General features: G+C 60.2%; 10 protein-coding genes. All 10 read right to left on the bottom strand.

Annotation, left to right across the window (positions count from 1 at the left end; translation table 11 throughout):
* Positions 1-97: 97 nt before the first annotated feature.
* Positions 98-1669, bottom strand: a complete 1572-nt coding sequence (gcvPB, locus tag CJP46_RS19840; protein WP_094597347.1) for an aminomethyl-transferring glycine dehydrogenase subunit GcvPB — start codon at positions 1667-1669, stop codon at positions 98-100.
* Complete coding sequence (gcvPA, locus tag CJP46_RS19835; RefSeq protein WP_094597346.1) at positions 1666-3105, bottom strand: aminomethyl-transferring glycine dehydrogenase subunit GcvPA; 1440 nt, start codon at positions 3103-3105, stop codon at positions 1666-1668. Before gcvPA ends, gcvPB begins: the two co-directional genes overlap by 4 nt.
* Before the next feature lie 27 nt (positions 3106-3132).
* Positions 3133-3915, bottom strand: coding sequence for an SDR family NAD(P)-dependent oxidoreductase (locus CJP46_RS19830; protein ID WP_094597345.1), 783 nt, complete (start codon positions 3913-3915; stop codon positions 3133-3135).
* Entirely contained in the window at positions 3908-7045 is a 3138-nt protein-coding gene (lacZ, locus tag CJP46_RS19825) for a beta-galactosidase, LacZ type (RefSeq protein WP_094597344.1), read from the bottom strand. The genes CJP46_RS19830 and lacZ overlap by 8 nt, the downstream gene beginning before the upstream one ends.
* A 53-nt stretch (positions 7046-7098) precedes the next feature.
* Positions 7099-7911 (bottom strand): carbohydrate ABC transporter permease, encoded by an 813-nt coding sequence (locus tag CJP46_RS19820; protein ID WP_094597396.1) that lies wholly within the window; start codon positions 7909-7911, stop codon positions 7099-7101.
* Positions 7911-8897 (bottom strand): carbohydrate ABC transporter permease, encoded by a 987-nt coding sequence (locus CJP46_RS19815; RefSeq protein ID WP_094597343.1) that lies wholly within the window; start codon positions 8895-8897, stop codon positions 7911-7913. Before CJP46_RS19815 ends, CJP46_RS19820 begins: the two co-directional genes overlap by 1 nt.
* A 25-nt stretch (positions 8898-8922) precedes the next feature.
* The gene (locus CJP46_RS19810) at positions 8923-10194 is read right to left on the bottom strand and encodes an ABC transporter substrate-binding protein (RefSeq protein WP_094597342.1); all 1272 of its coding nucleotides are present in this window, start codon (positions 10192-10194) and stop codon (positions 8923-8925) included.
* A 131-nt stretch (positions 10195-10325) separates the two neighbouring features.
* Positions 10326-11507 carry a response regulator gene (locus CJP46_RS19805; RefSeq protein ID WP_094597341.1) on the bottom strand — a complete coding sequence of 394 codons (1182 nt, stop codon included), beginning with the start codon at positions 11505-11507 and terminating at the stop codon, positions 10326-10328.
* Complete coding sequence (locus CJP46_RS19800; protein WP_094597340.1) at positions 11467-13230, bottom strand: cache domain-containing sensor histidine kinase; 1764 nt, start codon at positions 13228-13230, stop codon at positions 11467-11469. The genes CJP46_RS19805 and CJP46_RS19800 overlap by 41 nt, the downstream gene beginning before the upstream one ends.
* A 213-nt stretch (positions 13231-13443) precedes the next feature.
* Positions 13444-15153 (bottom strand): amylo-alpha-1,6-glucosidase, encoded by a 1710-nt coding sequence (locus CJP46_RS19795; RefSeq protein ID WP_094597339.1) that lies wholly within the window; start codon positions 15151-15153, stop codon positions 13444-13446.
* Positions 15154-15275: the final 122 nt, after the last annotated feature.

The raw sequence follows: 15275 nt of genomic DNA, 5'->3' as shown, positions 1-15275 counted from the left end.
CTCCAAATTTTATGAGTTTTTTGGATAACGTAAAAAAAGACCACGGCTCAAGTCATCGACTTCCAGCTATGGTCTGGCAAAGGTCTGTTCGGTTGATTTACTTCACCGCTGACGGTTCGGTCTTCTTGAGATAGGCGCGCCAGGTGATGCACCACTGCCGCGGATCGTCCAGGGACGATTCGTCGTTGCGGTGAACCGTGCTGGCGTGAGGAGCCGTTCGGACAATTTCAGGAGTTGTGTACGCTTCATTGGAGATATGCTCCAGCGCCTGGATGTACTCGTCGAGATCCTCTTTGGAGTACGATTCGGTCGGCTCGAGCGTGAACGGCTGCGGCACGATGTACGGATGATGGGACGTCCAGTAATGCAGGCCGAAGTCGCACATCCGCCGCGTAATATCTTCGGTCGTAACGCCCGTCTCGTCGGTCAGCTGCTCCCAGCTGTAGCGGACCTGCTCCAGGCGGCGGCCCTTGATATACGGCGCACTCGCCCCGCGGATCTGCAGGATTTTGTGGTACAGGTAGTTATTGTTCAGCACGGCAGTTTGCGCGACATTCTTCAGCCCTTCCGCGCCGAGGCTGAGAATCCATGCGTAGGCGCGGAGCACCGTCTGGGCGACGCCGTGGAAGCTGCGGACCTTGCCGATGCTGCTTGCGCCCTGCTCCCGCAGGACGTAGCCCCCGTCCGCCGCCTGATCCACCAGCGGACCCGGCAGAAACGGCTTCAGCGCATCGGTCACGCCGAGCGCGCCGGTGGCTGGTCCGCCGCACATATGCGGCGCGGCAAACGTCTTGTGCAGGTTAAAGAAGCACATGTCAAAGCCCGCTTCCTTCGCGCGGGTAATGCCGAGCAGGCCGTTGGCATTGGCCTGGTCGTAGTAGCAGACCCCGCCGGCGGCATGGACCACGTCCGTAAACTCGCGGATCCGGTGGTTATAGATGCCGGTGTCTTCCGGATTCGCCACGACGAAGCCGGCGGTCCGCTCGGAGACCGCAGCTTTCAGCTTCTCCAGGTCCGGGAATCCGTCCTCGTCCGGATGGAGGGTGATGATCTTGTAGCCTTTGACGGCAGCCGTCGCCGCCTGGGACGGATGGGAGAAGATCGTCGTGATGATCTCATTGCGCTGCTCCCCCTCTCCATGTGAGTCATGGTAAGCCCGCACGATGGAAGCCATGGCCAGCAGCGCTTGGGTGCCGCTGCTCGGCTGGAAACTGAAGGCGTCCATACCGGAAATCTCCCGCATCGCAAGGTCCAGATGATGATAGACTTCCAGCATGCCCTGTACCGTGCTCACATCCTGGAGCGGATGGAGCTCGGTCATGCGGGGGCTGCGAATCAGCATTTCGTTGATCCGCGGAATGTATTTCATCGTGCAGGTGCCCTGCCCGATTTCGACGTTCAAATCCGAGCCCAGCGTCTCCTGGGAGAGGCGCAGGTAATGGCGCAGCACCTTGGCCTGGCCGATCTCCGGCAGGGCAGGCGCTTGGCTGCGGCGTATGTTTGCCGGGATGGCGTCCTGCACGCCGCCGGCTTCCGCCGCAACAGCCGGCTCGGCCTGCGGCGGGATGACGCCCCGCTCTCCCGCGCGGTGCAGCTCAAAAATGACCGGCTCATCCCATTTGGCTTGATGGAACTGGCGGACCTTCCGGTCCCTGACAATCCGTTTCATGGCGTCTGCTCCTCTCCTGATGATCCGGCCGCTGAAGCGCTTGTGCCCACGACCGTGCGGACGGCTTCGGCCAGGCGGTCCAGATCGGCCTGGGTATGAATTTCCGTGACGCAGTACAGGGCGCATTGCCCCCAATCGGGATAGCTGGCCGATAAATCTTTGCCGCCGAAAATCCCTTCTTCCAGCAAACCGCGGTTAATATCGGCCACGGTGAGCCCCGTTCCGTTGAAATCGACGACAAACTCCTTGAAGAACGGCGTGCTGCCATGGCGTAGCGATACGCCCGGGATGCCGGACAGCTGGAGGGCTGCATACTTTGCCTTCTGAATGATCGTTCCGCCCACCTCCTGCATGCCGCTAGGTCCCATCAGGGCCAAGTAGACGCCGGCTGTAATGCCCCACAGGGCGGTCTGGGTGCCGACGGATTCTTTGCCCTTCTCCCGCAGCGCAAACGAGGTGCGCTCGTACGCAACGTCACCGAAGCCGTATTCGCCTTCCACTTCCGTCGGAACGATGCCAAACAACCGGGACGGGTATTCCATCACGAATTTCTCTTCGTCGCGGGTCGCAATAAATCCGGCCTGTCCCCCGCCGTAGTTCATATGCATGCCGAGCGGCTGCAGGTCCCCGCAGACGATATCGGCGCCGTAGCGGGCCGGTGGCTCCAGCACGCCGAGGGAGATCGGGTCCACGCCGACGATCGACAGCGCATGAGCGGCATGGGCAAGACGGGAAATGTCGGCTCCTTGGTCTTCAATGATGCCAAGATACCCCGGATTTTCGAAATAGACGGCGGCGGTGTCCTCGTCCAGCTTGCGCTGCAGATCGGCCAGGTCCATTTTCCCGGTGGCCGGATCGATCTCTACCATGCGGATGTCCATGACCGGCGTGCAGTAATTACGGATGATGGCGACCTTATCCGGATCGACCGAGTGCGGGATCAGAGCGATGCGGCGCCCGGTGATGCGGCCGGCCATGCGAATCGCCGTGGACGCGGCTTGCGCCCAGTCAAAGGTCGGAACGTTGACGACGTCCATATCCACCAGTTCGGCTAACAGGCTTTGATACTCGAACAGCGCCTGAAAGCGGCCGTGATCCTCATAAGGCTCGCCGGCATAAGCCGTCACGAATTCGGAGCGCTGGCTGATTTCGTCGCAAACCGCCGGGATAAAATGCTGCCAGCAGCCCGCCCCCAGAAAATTCAGGTCATCCGCGCCGTGCTTGTTTTTGGCGAGCATGCCTTCGATATGCCGGCGCAGCTCGTATTCGTTCATGGCCGGTGGAAGGTCCATCTCCCGCTTCAGCTTGAGATGATCGGGTATCGCGTCATGCAGCTGGTCCAGGGAAGTCAGTCCGATTTCCCGCAGCATGGCGTCCCGGACTTCCGGGACGGTATTCGGTATATAAGGATGGGCATACGTTCTGTGTTCTGCCAAAGTTAACGCCTCCGTTCTGTATTGAGGTCAGGCGATCCCGCCGCCGTCGACGACGAGCACGCTGCCCGTGACCCAGGAGGACAGGTCGCTCGCGAGAAACAGCACTGCGTTGGCGATATCGCGCGGCGTACCGAGCCTCTCGAGCGGGCGTCCCCCGGCGGAAGAGACGAGGAACGCCGCCTCGTCCTGCTGCAGCTGCTTGGCTTCATCCCGAAGCAGCGGCGTGTCCGTATCGCCCGGCGATACGCAGTTGACGCGGATACCCGCCGGCCCGTGGTCGATCGCCATCGCCCGCGTCAGGTTCACGACGCCGGCTTTGGCGGCGCAGTAGGCCGCGGCACGGTCTCCGCCCTTCAGGCCCCAGCCGGAGCCCGTATTGATGATGCTGCCTCCGCCGCCCCGCTCCATGACCGGAATGACGTACTTCGAGAGGAGGTAGACGCCTTTCAAAGACACGTCGAGCACCAGGTCCCAATCCCGCTCCTCGAGCTCGGTCACGCTCCGGCGGCGGATGACGCCCGCATTGTTGAACAGAATGTGGATGCCTCCCAAATCGGCAGCAATCTCACCCGCGGTCCGTTCGCAATCCGCGGCCGAGGTGACGTTGCAGCGGCGGAAGGTAGCCAAGCCGCCGCCGGCTCGGATGCCTGCGGCAGCCGCTTCCCCGGCCGCCTCGTTAATATCAATCAGCACGGCGTGAGCGCCGAAGTTCGCCAAGAGCTCGGCGGTGGCCAGACCGATGCCGGAGGCCCCCCCGGTCACGACCGCCACTTTTCCCGACAAATTCAAAACGTCTTGTGTATTAAGCATCGTTCTCCTCCTTAAGTGGGTATCGTGCGGCTTCCCCGGCCATCTGCCGGCTCAGCCGCTCCGGTGCCTGGTCCTCCGCCATATACGGCTGCAGCAGCATACGGAACCGGAACGGTTCGGGCTTCACCGCATGCTCCGGCGCCTGCGCCGGACCGCAGCTGTTGCTTCCCAGCCCGTTTTGCCGGTAGTCCAGGTTCAGCGTAATAAAGTCGCGCGGCCTGAGCTCCGTCATGTGCTGCGCCTGCTCCAGATCCTGATCCGTGTACCGCCTCGCGCTGAACTCCAGCTCGGGTGAGCCTGCCGCAAGCAGCCCCAATCCCGCGCCGTCCGCAATCGAGACCCATCGCACATCGGTGCGGTTGCCGTTCTCCTGCGGATAGACGTACGGCGTAAAGAGGCCGTCCACCTTGCTGCGGTACACCCCGAAGCCGCCGGCTTCCTTGCTGTCCGAGTAGCTCTCTCCGGGGCCGCGGCCGTACCAGGCCACCCCATCCAAATCCTCCGGGAGCTGCATCTGCAGCCCGATCTTCGGCAGCATGGACGGCGGCGTGCCGATCGGCGATCCTGCCACGTCCATGATGATGAGCCCTTCCGCCGTCACCGTGTACGACGTCTCGCAGCGGAAGCCCCAGTCGTACACCGGCGGCGCGATCCGCGAGGACCAGGTCAGCCGGACCGCGTCCGCGCCAAGCACCTCCCAGCGGAACGCATCCACCCGCTCGCTTAGCCGGTCCAGGTGCGCCTTCCGCCAGTCCGCCAGCACGTACATGTCGTTATCGATCGGCGCGCGCCAGAAGTTCAGCCGCGGTCCGCGCCGGATCAGCTCTTTGCCGTTCATTCGGAGCGAAGTCATGCCGGGTTCAAGGCTGCTCGCTTCCAAGTGGAACCGATCGCTTGTCAGAATGAGCGCATGTCCTTGTTCCTGAACGGATAAGGTCCGGCGCAGACTTGCAGCCTCGGCGGACCGGGCTGCTGCTTGGAACCGTGGCGCCTCTGCCGGCAAAGCCAGCTGCGCCCAGGCGACTTCATGCCCCTGCTCCGCCCAGCTGCAGTCGGCCGCCAGCGTGAAGCCGACGTTCAGCCACCGCTCCGTCCCGGCTTCGAGGCAGCTTTCCGGTTGATCCCACGCAAAGGGGAGTTCAACCTCCGCCGATTCCTCCGGCCCTACGGCCGGAAGCGTCAGCGCGCCGCTGCGCAGAGTACGCCCGTCGGCCGTCACGCTGAAATCCGCCTGAAGATGGTCGAGCGTCATAAAGTCATACTTGTTCGTGATGCGAATGCGGCCTGCTTCCGCCCATTCCACACGAACCGGCTCAATGATTTTCTTATATTCGATCAGTCCCGGCGACGGCGTCCGGTCGGGGAAAACCAGACCGTCGAGACAAAAGTTCCCGTTGTTCGGCACATCGCCGTAATCGCCGCCATAGGCGTAGTCATCGCGCCCGTCGGCCGTGCGTCTGCGCAGGCCGTGGTCGATCCATTCCCAGACGAAGCCTCCCTGCAGGCGGGGAAACTTCTCAAAGGTATCGAAATACGCCCGCAGCCCGCCGGGTCCGTTGCCCATCGCATGGGCGAACTCGCACATCAAATGCGGCTTCGGATGGTCCGTCAGCTTCCCGAAGCCCTCCATCTTCTCGACGGAGGAATACATCGTGCTGACGACGTCGCATACTTCCGCCTCCCGGTCCTCTTCGTAATGCACGAGGCGCGTCGGATCGTTCGCCTTGCACCACTCGGACATGGCACGGAAATTACAGCCGAAGCCCGACTCGTTGCCGAGCGACCAGAAGATGACGGATGGATGGTTCTTGTCGCGCTCCACCATGCGCCGAACGCGGTCCACGTAGGCTTCCGTCCAGACGGGATCATCACTCAGGCGCGAGATGTTCCCGAGCGGCTCGAATCCGTGCGTCTCCAGATCCGTCTCCTCCATCACGTACAACCCATATTCGTCACAGAGGTCATAGAACCGCGGATCGTTCGGATAATGAGCCGTTCTGACGGCGTTGATATTGTGGCGCTTCATCATCAGGATGTCTTCCCGCATCGTGGACAAAGTCACGGTTCGGCCGGTATCCGGGTGATGATCGTGCCGGTTGACCCCCTTGATGAGGATCGCCTTGCCGTTGATCCAAAATCGGCCGTCCCTCACTTCCACCTGCCGGAATCCCACCCGCTGCGCGATGATCTCGCTCTGATTCCCGCGCGCATCCGTTACCGTGATCAGCAAATGGTACAGTACAGGTTGCTCCGCGCTCCACAAAGCCGGATGGGCGACGGGCAGACGGACATCCAAAAGGTTAAAGCCGTTTTGCACCGATTCATGAGCAGTGGCAACTTCCTGCCCCGCAGGGTCCAGCAGCCGCAGCGTGACGCCTCCTTCACGTTCATGTCCTTCCAGGTCGAGGTGAACGGCCACCACTCCCTGCTCAAACTTCCCCTCCAGCTCGGTGACCACCCGGTAATCGGCGACGCGGATCGAGGCGGGCTCGGCGATCAGATAAACGTCCCGGAAGATACCGCTCAGCCACCACATATCCTGGTCCTCCAGGTAACTTCCGTCCGACCATTGATATACGCGGACGGCCAGACGGTTTACCCCAGGCTGCAAATAAGGCGTAAGGTCAAACTCCGAGGTCAAGCGGCTCCCCTGGCTTAAGCCTACGAACGAGCCGTTCAGCCACACATGGTAGGCGCTGTCCACGCCGTCGAATTTGACGGTGATCCGTCTTCCCTGCCAATAGGGCGGCAGCTCGAATTCCCGGACGTAGCTGCCCGTTGGATTGTCATTGGGAACCCGGGGCGGATCCACCGGAAACGGGTAGTCCAGGTCCGTATAATGCGGGCTGCCATACCCTTGAAGCTGCCAGTGCCCCGGCACCCGAATGTCCGCCCAGTCCCAGCCGGCCAGCGCTTCTTCCCGAAAATCGTCCGGCGCCAGCTCCGGCCTGGGCGCATAATGGAATTTCCAAATGCCGTTCAGCGATTGGAACCAGGGCGAGCTTCCGCGGTCGCCGCCCAGCGCCCCTTCGGCGTCCGCATAAGGGATGAAATAAGCTCTGCCCTTCATCCGGTTTTTTTCCAGCACGGCGAGGTTGTCCCAATCCCTGGGTATGTTCGTGTTGTGCATGTTTTCCCTTCCTTTCTCTCTGGATGCGTCTCATTACTTGAACGGGTGAGGCGTCAACCTTTGATCCCGGTGCTCGCAATGCCTCCGACGATATAGCGCTGTGCGAAGAAAAAGATGGCGAGCGGCGGAATGGAGATCAGGCAGGTGATCGCCATAATGGACTGCATATCTACGCCGTACATGCCCTTGAACTGCGACAAGCCCAGCGTCAGCGTGTATTTAGTCTGGTCGTTCAGAAAAATGAGCGGTCCGAGGTAATCGTTCCAGCAGTTCATCATCTGGAACACCGCCACCAGGATAAGCGACGGCCCCATCAAAGGCACGATCACCCGCAACAGCACGGTAAGCTTGCTGGCCCCATCGATCGTGGCAGCTTCATCTAATTCCCGCGGTAATGTCATGATGAATTGGCGCAGCAAAAAAATAAAGTACGCAGAGCCGAACCAGGACGGAACGATCAGCGGCTTGAGCGTATTGATCCATCCTAAATAATTGAACTCCATATACTGCGGAATCATCGTCACTTCCCACGGAATCATCATCGTGGCAAGCACGATCAGAAACAGCAGGTTGCGCCCCTTGAATTCGAACCGGGCGAAGCCGTAGGCCACAAGCGTACAGGACACCAGCTGGCCGAGGGTGGCGAGCACCGTGACGATCAGCGTATTTTTCAAAAACAGGTTAAAGGGCTGAATATTCCAGGCATCCGCAAAGTTGCTGAATCGGAAGACGGACGGAATCCATTTGGGCGGAAACAGGTACAGCTCCTGCGGAGACTTGAGCGCTGTCGTAATGGCCCAGAACAAGGGCGCGATAAAGAGCAGGGAAAAGAGGATCAGCGCAAGATAGCTCAGCGTCTTTTTCATCATGCCCGGCCTCCTTTCGCCGGTTTCGGCTTCTTCTGCGGGCCGCGCTTCATTTCGCCTTCGTAGAACACCCACGCTTCCGACGACTTGAACACCAGGAACGTCAGCGTGAGCACGATCAGGAACATGAACCAGGCGTTGGCGGCGGAGTAGCCCATTTTGAAATACTTAAATGCGTTCTCATACATGTACATCGCGTAAAAATACGTCGCCTTCATCGGCCCCCCGCCCGTCAGGAGCAGAGCCAGCGTCAGCTGCTGGAACGCCGCGATAATCGACGTGATCAGGTTGAACAGAATCGTCGGGGTGATCATCGGAACCGTCACGCTGACAAACTGCCGAAGCTTGCCCGCGCCGTCGATGGAGGCGGACTCGTAGAGATCCTTCGGGATGCCTTTGAGCCCCGCCAGAAAAATCAGCATCATCGAGCCTTGTCCCCACAAGCTGGCGACGACCATCGCGACCAGCGACCATTTCGTATCGTTCAGCCAATCCGGCCCCTGAATCCCGAAGATCGACAGGAAGTAATTCAGGATGCCGTAATCGCCGCTGTATACCCAGGACCAGATCATGGCCAGTGCCACGCCCGAAATGACGGATGGAAGGTAGAATGCCGTGCGGAAAATCGCGCTGCCCCGAACCTTCTGGTTGAGCAGCATCGCGAGCCCGAGGGCGACGACGATGTTCAGCGGCACGAACAGCACGGCGAATTTCAGCGTCACCATCAGCGATTTCCAGAACAGCGGATCGTCGGTGAACATTTCCACATAGTTGCCGAGCCCGATAAACGTCACTTTGCCGACGATCGGCCAGTCAAAGAACGAAATGACGAGCGAAAACAGCAGCGGTCCCAGCGTGAAGACGAGAAAGCCGAATATCCACGGAAAAATGAAGAGGTAGGGAGCAGCCCCACCCCGTCTGCGTTTCTTCAAGGCCTTGAGGGCGGCTGACTGTTCCCGTGCCGGGTGGAGGTAGGTTTGAGCCATTCTCCCAACCTTCTTTCTTCAGGAATTATTTCATGTAGCGTTCGCTGTCCTTCACGGCCTGGTTCAGCACATCCTGGGCATTGCTGCCGTGCATGACCGATTCCACCGCGGCGGAGAGCTGGCGGTTGACCTCATTCCACTTCGGATTCAGCAGGAATGCCGGCGTGTTGTCGGAACGCTCCAGCATCGTGTAGTACGGCTTGTAGAGCGGATCCTGGTCCTTTTTCAGCTCATTGACGACGCTTTGGCGCACCGGGAGGTCGGCTACCCGCATTTTGATCGACGCATCGGATACGTAGAACTTGATGAACTCCCAGGCCAGATCCTTCTGCTTGGAATCTTTCGCGATGGACAACGCCGATTCGGCCAGCACGCCTTTGACCGGTTTGCCCGGGAAGGCCGGCATTTCGACCGTGCCTACATCGACGCCCGCCTGACGGAACGACTCCAGCGGCCAGATACCGCTTTCCCACATGGCGATTTTGCCGGCTTTGAAAATGTCGTCGCCGCTCTGCTGCCCCTTTCCGCCGGTGAGCACGGCCGAACCGTTCTTCACCATGTCGCCGAACATCTGGATCGCCGCTGCGGTTTCCTTGCTGTTCATATATCCGTCGATCGTCTTGCCGTCAGGCGAAATGAACGAGCCGCCGTTGCTCCATACGAACCCCTGCAGATCGTATGTGTCGTTCTCCGCGCGGGCGCCGAAGCCGTACTGCTTCTTGGATTTATCCGTCAGCTTCCCGGCGATCTCCTGGAATTCGGGCCAGGTCCAGCCGTCCTTCGGATACGGGATGCCCGCCTCATCAAACAGCTTCTTGTTGTAGTACACCACCCGCGTCGTAAAACCCGCCGGAATGCCGTACAGGGTACCGTCGATTTTGCCGTAATTGAACAGGCCCTTGTAGAAATCATCAATATTTAAATCCTTGTCTTTGTCCGCAAAGCTGTCCAGCGGCTCAAGCGATTGGTGGTAGGTCGGGAAATCCCACATGTACATGACGTCGGGCGGATTGGCGGCTCCGAAGCCTGCCGCGAGCTTCTGGTCAAAGCCGTCCGCATAAGCCTCCACCTGCACCTTCGTGCCCGGATGACTCTCTTCGAACTTTTTGGCGATGTCCTGCTCGATTTTGAGCGCATCCCCCGTGTCCCAGGTGGCGAAGCGGAGCGTGGCCCCCGATTCGGAGCCGCCGCCCTGGCCGGCCGTTTCCGCCTTACTCCCGCTCCCGCTGCCGCCGCAGGCCGACAGTGACACCATCAGCGCCGCCGCAAGAACGATAAGTGAAGCCTGTTTCTTCATATTGTCAGCTCCTCTCGCGAATGAGGTATATCATTTTTGAACCGCTTTCATCGTAACTCTTTTGAAAGCGGTTCAAAACGTGCGTTCATCGGCAATTTGGCGTCTTTTTGTTTGAAGTTGCAGGCGGGGTGTCAAACTGTCCGGTCCGATTCGCCTTTTTGCACGGTCCGGAATTGGCTTGGGGTCTGACCCGTACAGCGTTTGAACCATTTACTGAAATATTTGCTGTCGCCAAGCCCCGTCCGCTCGGCGATATCCTGCATCGTCAGATCCGTATCCCGCAGCAGCCCCTGGGCCAGCCGCAACTTGCGCTTGTATTGGAACGCAATAAAGCTGTCGCCGACCGTCTTTTTGAACAGGATGGAAAAATGGCTGCGGCTGAGTCCGACCTCTTCGGCCAGCTCGCTCGCCGACCAGTCGGAACCGGGCTGCTCATGAAGCAGGCGCACCGCCTTTTGAATGGGCTCGGGCCAGTCGTCGCCGGACACCCCATACACCCGTTCCAGCTCGGCCTCCTTATGCAGGGAGCGGAACGCTTCCGCGATGTCGCTGCCAGTGCCGAGGGGCCCCTTGGCGGACCATTTGAGCAGGCCATGGCTGCCCTTGGCTTCGATCAGCAGGCTGTTCGTCGCCTCCTGCAGCCCCTCCGGCACGATCCAATAGCAGGCGTCCCCGCCATAGGGGATGATCGCTTCACTTCCCGAGCTGTGTACGAGCTGCTTCGCCATCAGCCATTCGGCCCACGGCATGCCGCAGCCCTCCGTCCGGACAAGGTACACATGCACGTTCTGGCCGCCAAAACGCCACGCCTCCGCGCGAAGCCGCTCCAGCTCGGCGGGAAATCTTCCGCTGCTGCCGCTGAGCCAGCCGAACAGGAGCGCTTCCAGCTTCTCCCCGTCCAGCGGTGCTGGGGACGGAACCCGCTGAAGCTCCCGCTGCAGCTTCTCCAGCAGCCCTTCCAGCTCTTCGTCCTCAAACGCGGTCTTCAGAAGGTATCCCGACGCCCCGAGCTGGATGCCCTGCTGCGCGTATTCAAAATCCCGGTGGCAGCTGAGCAGGATGATTTTCGTCCGTTCCTCGGCCTCCTTGACCCTGCGCAGCAGCTCGATGCCGTCCATCTCCGGCATGACGATATCGGTAATGACGATGTCCGGGCGGTGCTCCTTGAAGGCTTCCCACGCCTTCGCCCCGTTGGGCGCGTCGGCCACGACCTCCATGCCGAACCGCTCCCAGGGCACCGTCGATCTCAGGCCTTTGCGCACGATGCTCTCGTCATCGGCAATCAGCACTTTCAGGTTGTTTGCGTTCTCCATCCGGATGCTCCTCCTTTTTAGGCCAACGAATCTGTATTGATGTTCCCTCTCCCTTAATTGAACGTATGGTAAGCCCGTACCGCGGGCCGAAGTGCAGCTTGAATTTCTGGTACGCATTCCTTACGCCGAGGCCTCCGCGGCCGCGGGGCTCGGGATTCGGAGCCAGCAGCTGAGCGAGTTTCTCTTCGCTGATGCCGACCCCGTTGTCTTTTAGTTCCAGCAGAAGCTCCTCCCCCTGCTCCCGGACGTTCAGTTCGATGATGCCTGCCCCATCGGTAAAACCGTGGAAAAAGATGTTTTCAAACAGCGGCTGCAGCGTCATCCGCGGGATGACGAACCGCTTCAGAGCTTCCTCGCAGTCCAGCTTATATTGGAATACGGCTCCATAGCGGATTTCCTGGATCTTCAAAAAATGCCCGATCATCCGCAGCTCCCGGTCCAGTGTGACGAGCTCCTGCGATATATCAAGGTTGCCCTCCAGCACCATCGTCAGGTGATACAGCATCCGGCGGATTTCCTCCGCTCCTTCCAGCCTGGCCTTCCACTGGATCGAGTTCAGCGTATTGAAGAGCAGATGCGGATTGATCTGATAATGGAATGCCTTCAGCTCCGCCTCCTTCTTGAGGCGCTCGCTTCGTTCCACTTCCTGCACGAGCGATTGCACGCCGCTGACCATCCGGTTGAAGCTGATATCCAGGCTCCCGAGCTCGTCCCGTCCTTCGACCGGGACCCGTGTGTCCAGCTTGCCGAAGCTGACCTTCTGCATCGATTCCTTCAGGGAACGGATGCGGCCCGTAAACCGGGAGGTAAACACGTAAGCCAGCGCGAAAGCGAGCAGGCAGGAACATACCGCCACGATGACCGTGTTCGACCGGATGACTCCCGATGACTGGTAGAAGGCCTTGGCAGGCAGCCTCGCCTCGATCTTCCAACGATTGACGGACAGCGTCCGGTCCCAGATGATATCGTTGTCCCTCGGCGCAAAGGATTCCGCGCTTGCGTAAACGGTCCGGCCGTCCGGCGCCTGAATCGTCAGATGCGCCTTCGTATCCTCTTCGAACTGCCGGAACAAACGCAGCAGATCCCGGGCATCTTCCTCGATCAGGATCGTGCTGCCGTCCTGGGCGCCGCCCGGGTTCCGGATCGGCACGGCCAGTCCCAGCACTGCCGGACCGGCCTGCTCCGAGGCGGATATCGCATGATTCTGCATGTAGAAGCCCAGCCAGTAGGGGCCGCTGCTAGGAGCCGGCATGCTCTTCCAGGCCGGAATATCGGCGAGCTTGGCGACGTCGAGGTTATTTTCGCCGTAATAATATCCGGATGGCGTGATAATATAAATCCCGGCCGTCTGGTCGTTAGCCAGCGACCTCAGGACGGATTCGAAGTCGTTCTTCTCCATAATTTCGCCGTAGCTGACCGGCGGATCGCTTCCGAGGTCCGCATGGGCAGGATCCAGCAAATACGAATAGATCGTCTGGCCCATCTGCTTCATGCGGCCCAGCATGGAGTCCGACTGCTGCTGCAGTTGGGCCACCGTGTTCTCGCCGTAACGGCCGAACTGGGAATTGACCGTCCTGGCGGACTGGTAGTAAGAAAGCGCCCCGAGCGAGAGCAGCGGGATCAGCGTCACAATCAGAAAGCATACAAGCAGTTTGGTCCGGATGCTGCGGTAAGCTCCTGCCGGAAGCCAGCGCCGCAGCGGTCCGTGCCGGCGGATATTCATGGCGGATCCCCTCCTCTTCACGGTAGTCGTCTATCTGCATTCTAGCATGGACGGACAGGGGACGGAGCCCTTTCGCCGCGCAATTGTTACCGCTTACAAAAATCCGTGGTCAAGCGCCTTGTTTGCGGAAGCCATGCTTCTTTCGGAAACGGGAAATGCACCTCCCCGGAGGACTTTTCCAAAAAGTCCCTTCCGAAGAAGTGCATGATCCCGCTATATTTCCCCGTATTCGTGTCCGAGGATCAAAAATACGCTCGACGTCCAGGTAAAAGCCCGGTCCCGCAACCCTTCTCCCGTCAGCGCGTCGAAGTTTTCAGCCATGCCGCTCTTGTTCAGCATGCGGCAGAACCGCTGCGCCACCTCTCGGGCGAGCTCCGTATCCCCCGCCGCGGCGACGCCTTCCACGAGCAGCATGGTGGATGGCGCCCAGATCGGCCCGCGCCAGTAGCCGTCGGGCTGGTAATAGGGACTGCTGATGCTTTCGGTCGCCCAGCCGTTGCCGGTGAGGAAACGACCCTCCTCCCGCAGCCCCTGCAGCAGTGCGGTCCGGATCTCTTCCGGCAGCCGGTTACCGAGCAGGATCGGCACGAACAGCAGCAGGCTGTCGCCTTGCGAGCGCTCATGCGTCCCTGACCGGCATGCCGTGAACCGGCCGTCCTTCCAGAAATGCCGGAGCATGGCGTCCAGCGTATCCCCGGCAAGCCGGCGCCACCGCGCCGATTCCTCCGCCTTGCCCAGCATCCCGGCAATCTCGGCCAGAAGCTCCGCCTGCACAACCAGGAAGGCGGACAGGTCCGGGCTTTCCACCGGAATGCCGTTATTGAACGCCGTGCTGTTGTCCCAGCCGGAATCGTTGCCGTGATTATACTGGGGAATGCCGTCGCCATCGCCGTCCCGGTACCGGAACCACCACTCCGTCCATTTGGACAGCGGCCCGTATACTTCCCGAAGCTGCGCTTCGCCGATCCAATCGGTCCGGCGCATCATCCAGCCGAGCGTCCACCCGTGAATCGGCGGCTTGTTGCAGTTCCACAGCTCATACTTATCGTTGATAAAATCGGGTAGAAGCCCGCTCTCATCCTGCCGGTCGAAAAAGATCATGAACTGGTCCCACGCCAGCTTCGGATCGTGGCGCACCAGCGCCATGGCGTTAAAGCAGTGATCCCAGCTCCATATATTCGTCATCCAGTTCTTCGACATGTACATCGCCGGACGCGTCAGGCAGCCTTCGGCCGGGACGAGGCACGACCACGTAATGTAAGCCGCCAGCTCCCGCCCTTCCTGCCATCGCTCTGGGACCGCAAGGCTGTGATCCAGCCAGGCCGCAAATTCGGCCTCGGCTTCCTTCACCGCCGCCTCAAAGGGCTCCCAAGCCGGCCGCGGCTCCCACACGGTCCGGAATTCTTCGACGGCGAATTCAGCCTCGCCCGCGTCTCCGCCTGCCATAAACTCAGCCACGATGCGCGAGCTCTTGATCTTGTCCCAAATCACTTCCATCTTCATGCTGCCGGCAAGGCGGGTCAGCATAAACCGGCATTCGTGCGTAAAGCTGTTCACTTCCCAGCTGCCGGGCACCGCCTCATAGGCATAATCGTAAGCCGCCGGCTGAAAGGTCAGCCGGATGCCGCAGCCTTTGTTTCGGAAGCGCACGGTGCGGCTGTCTGAAATGCACAGCTCCGCATAAGTCGCGGCTTCGGTGGAGGCGAGCTTCACGCTCGCGGGATTGGCTTCGGCCTTGAACGGCAGAAGCTCTCCGGCGTCATCCAGCAGTTCGATGTGGAACGCCTCCCCGAACTTGTCGTCCCCGCCCCGGATGGTGCGCAGGTACAGCCCGGCCGGTCTATTTTTACCCTCAGGCAGCAGCGATACCGCCAGAAACGTTTCTCTGCGGCTGAAGGGCACTACGTTCAGGTCAAAATTCATGGCTGTTCTCCTTTGTCCAGGAATATAACGCTTTCATTGTAAACCGGGACGCGTGGAAGGGAAACGGCCAGGTGTTTCCATGTACCTGCACATTTGTTGGGGACGGCTTTATTTTCCGGGCA

This window comes from Paenibacillus sp. XY044, from assembly GCF_002257645.1.
Classification (GTDB): domain Bacteria; phylum Bacillota; class Bacilli; order Paenibacillales; family Paenibacillaceae; genus Paenibacillus_AQ.
Note: the sequence above shows the minus strand (reverse complement) of the source record. Positions and strands in the feature narration are given on the sequence as shown.

Excerpts from the sequence above, each read along its gene's own strand:
- gcvPB (WP_094597347.1), bottom strand. The coding sequence starts at position 1,669 with ATGAAACGGATTGTCAGGGACCGGAAGGTCCGCCAGTTCCATCAAGCC.
- CJP46_RS19830 (WP_094597345.1), bottom strand. The coding sequence starts at position 3,915 with ATGCTTAATACACAAGACGTTTTGAATTTGTCGGGAAAAGTGGCGGTC.
- lacZ (WP_094597344.1), bottom strand. The coding sequence starts at position 7,045 with ATGCACAACACGAACATACCCAGGGATTGGGACAACCTCGCCGTGCTG.
- CJP46_RS19820 (WP_094597396.1), bottom strand. The coding sequence starts at position 7,911 with ATGAAAAAGACGCTGAGCTATCTTGCGCTGATCCTCTTTTCCCTGCTC.
- CJP46_RS19815 (WP_094597343.1), bottom strand. The coding sequence starts at position 8,897 with ATGGCTCAAACCTACCTCCACCCGGCACGGGAACAGTCAGCCGCCCTC.
- CJP46_RS19810 (WP_094597342.1), bottom strand. The coding sequence starts at position 10,194 with ATGAAGAAACAGGCTTCACTTATCGTTCTTGCGGCGGCGCTGATGGTG.
- CJP46_RS19805 (WP_094597341.1), bottom strand. The coding sequence starts at position 11,507 with ATGGAGAACGCAAACAACCTGAAAGTGCTGATTGCCGATGACGAGAGC.
- CJP46_RS19800 (WP_094597340.1), bottom strand. The coding sequence starts at position 13,230 with ATGAATATCCGCCGGCACGGACCGCTGCGGCGCTGGCTTCCGGCAGGA.
- CJP46_RS19795 (WP_094597339.1), bottom strand. The coding sequence starts at position 15,153 with ATGAATTTTGACCTGAACGTAGTGCCCTTCAGCCGCAGAGAAACGTTT.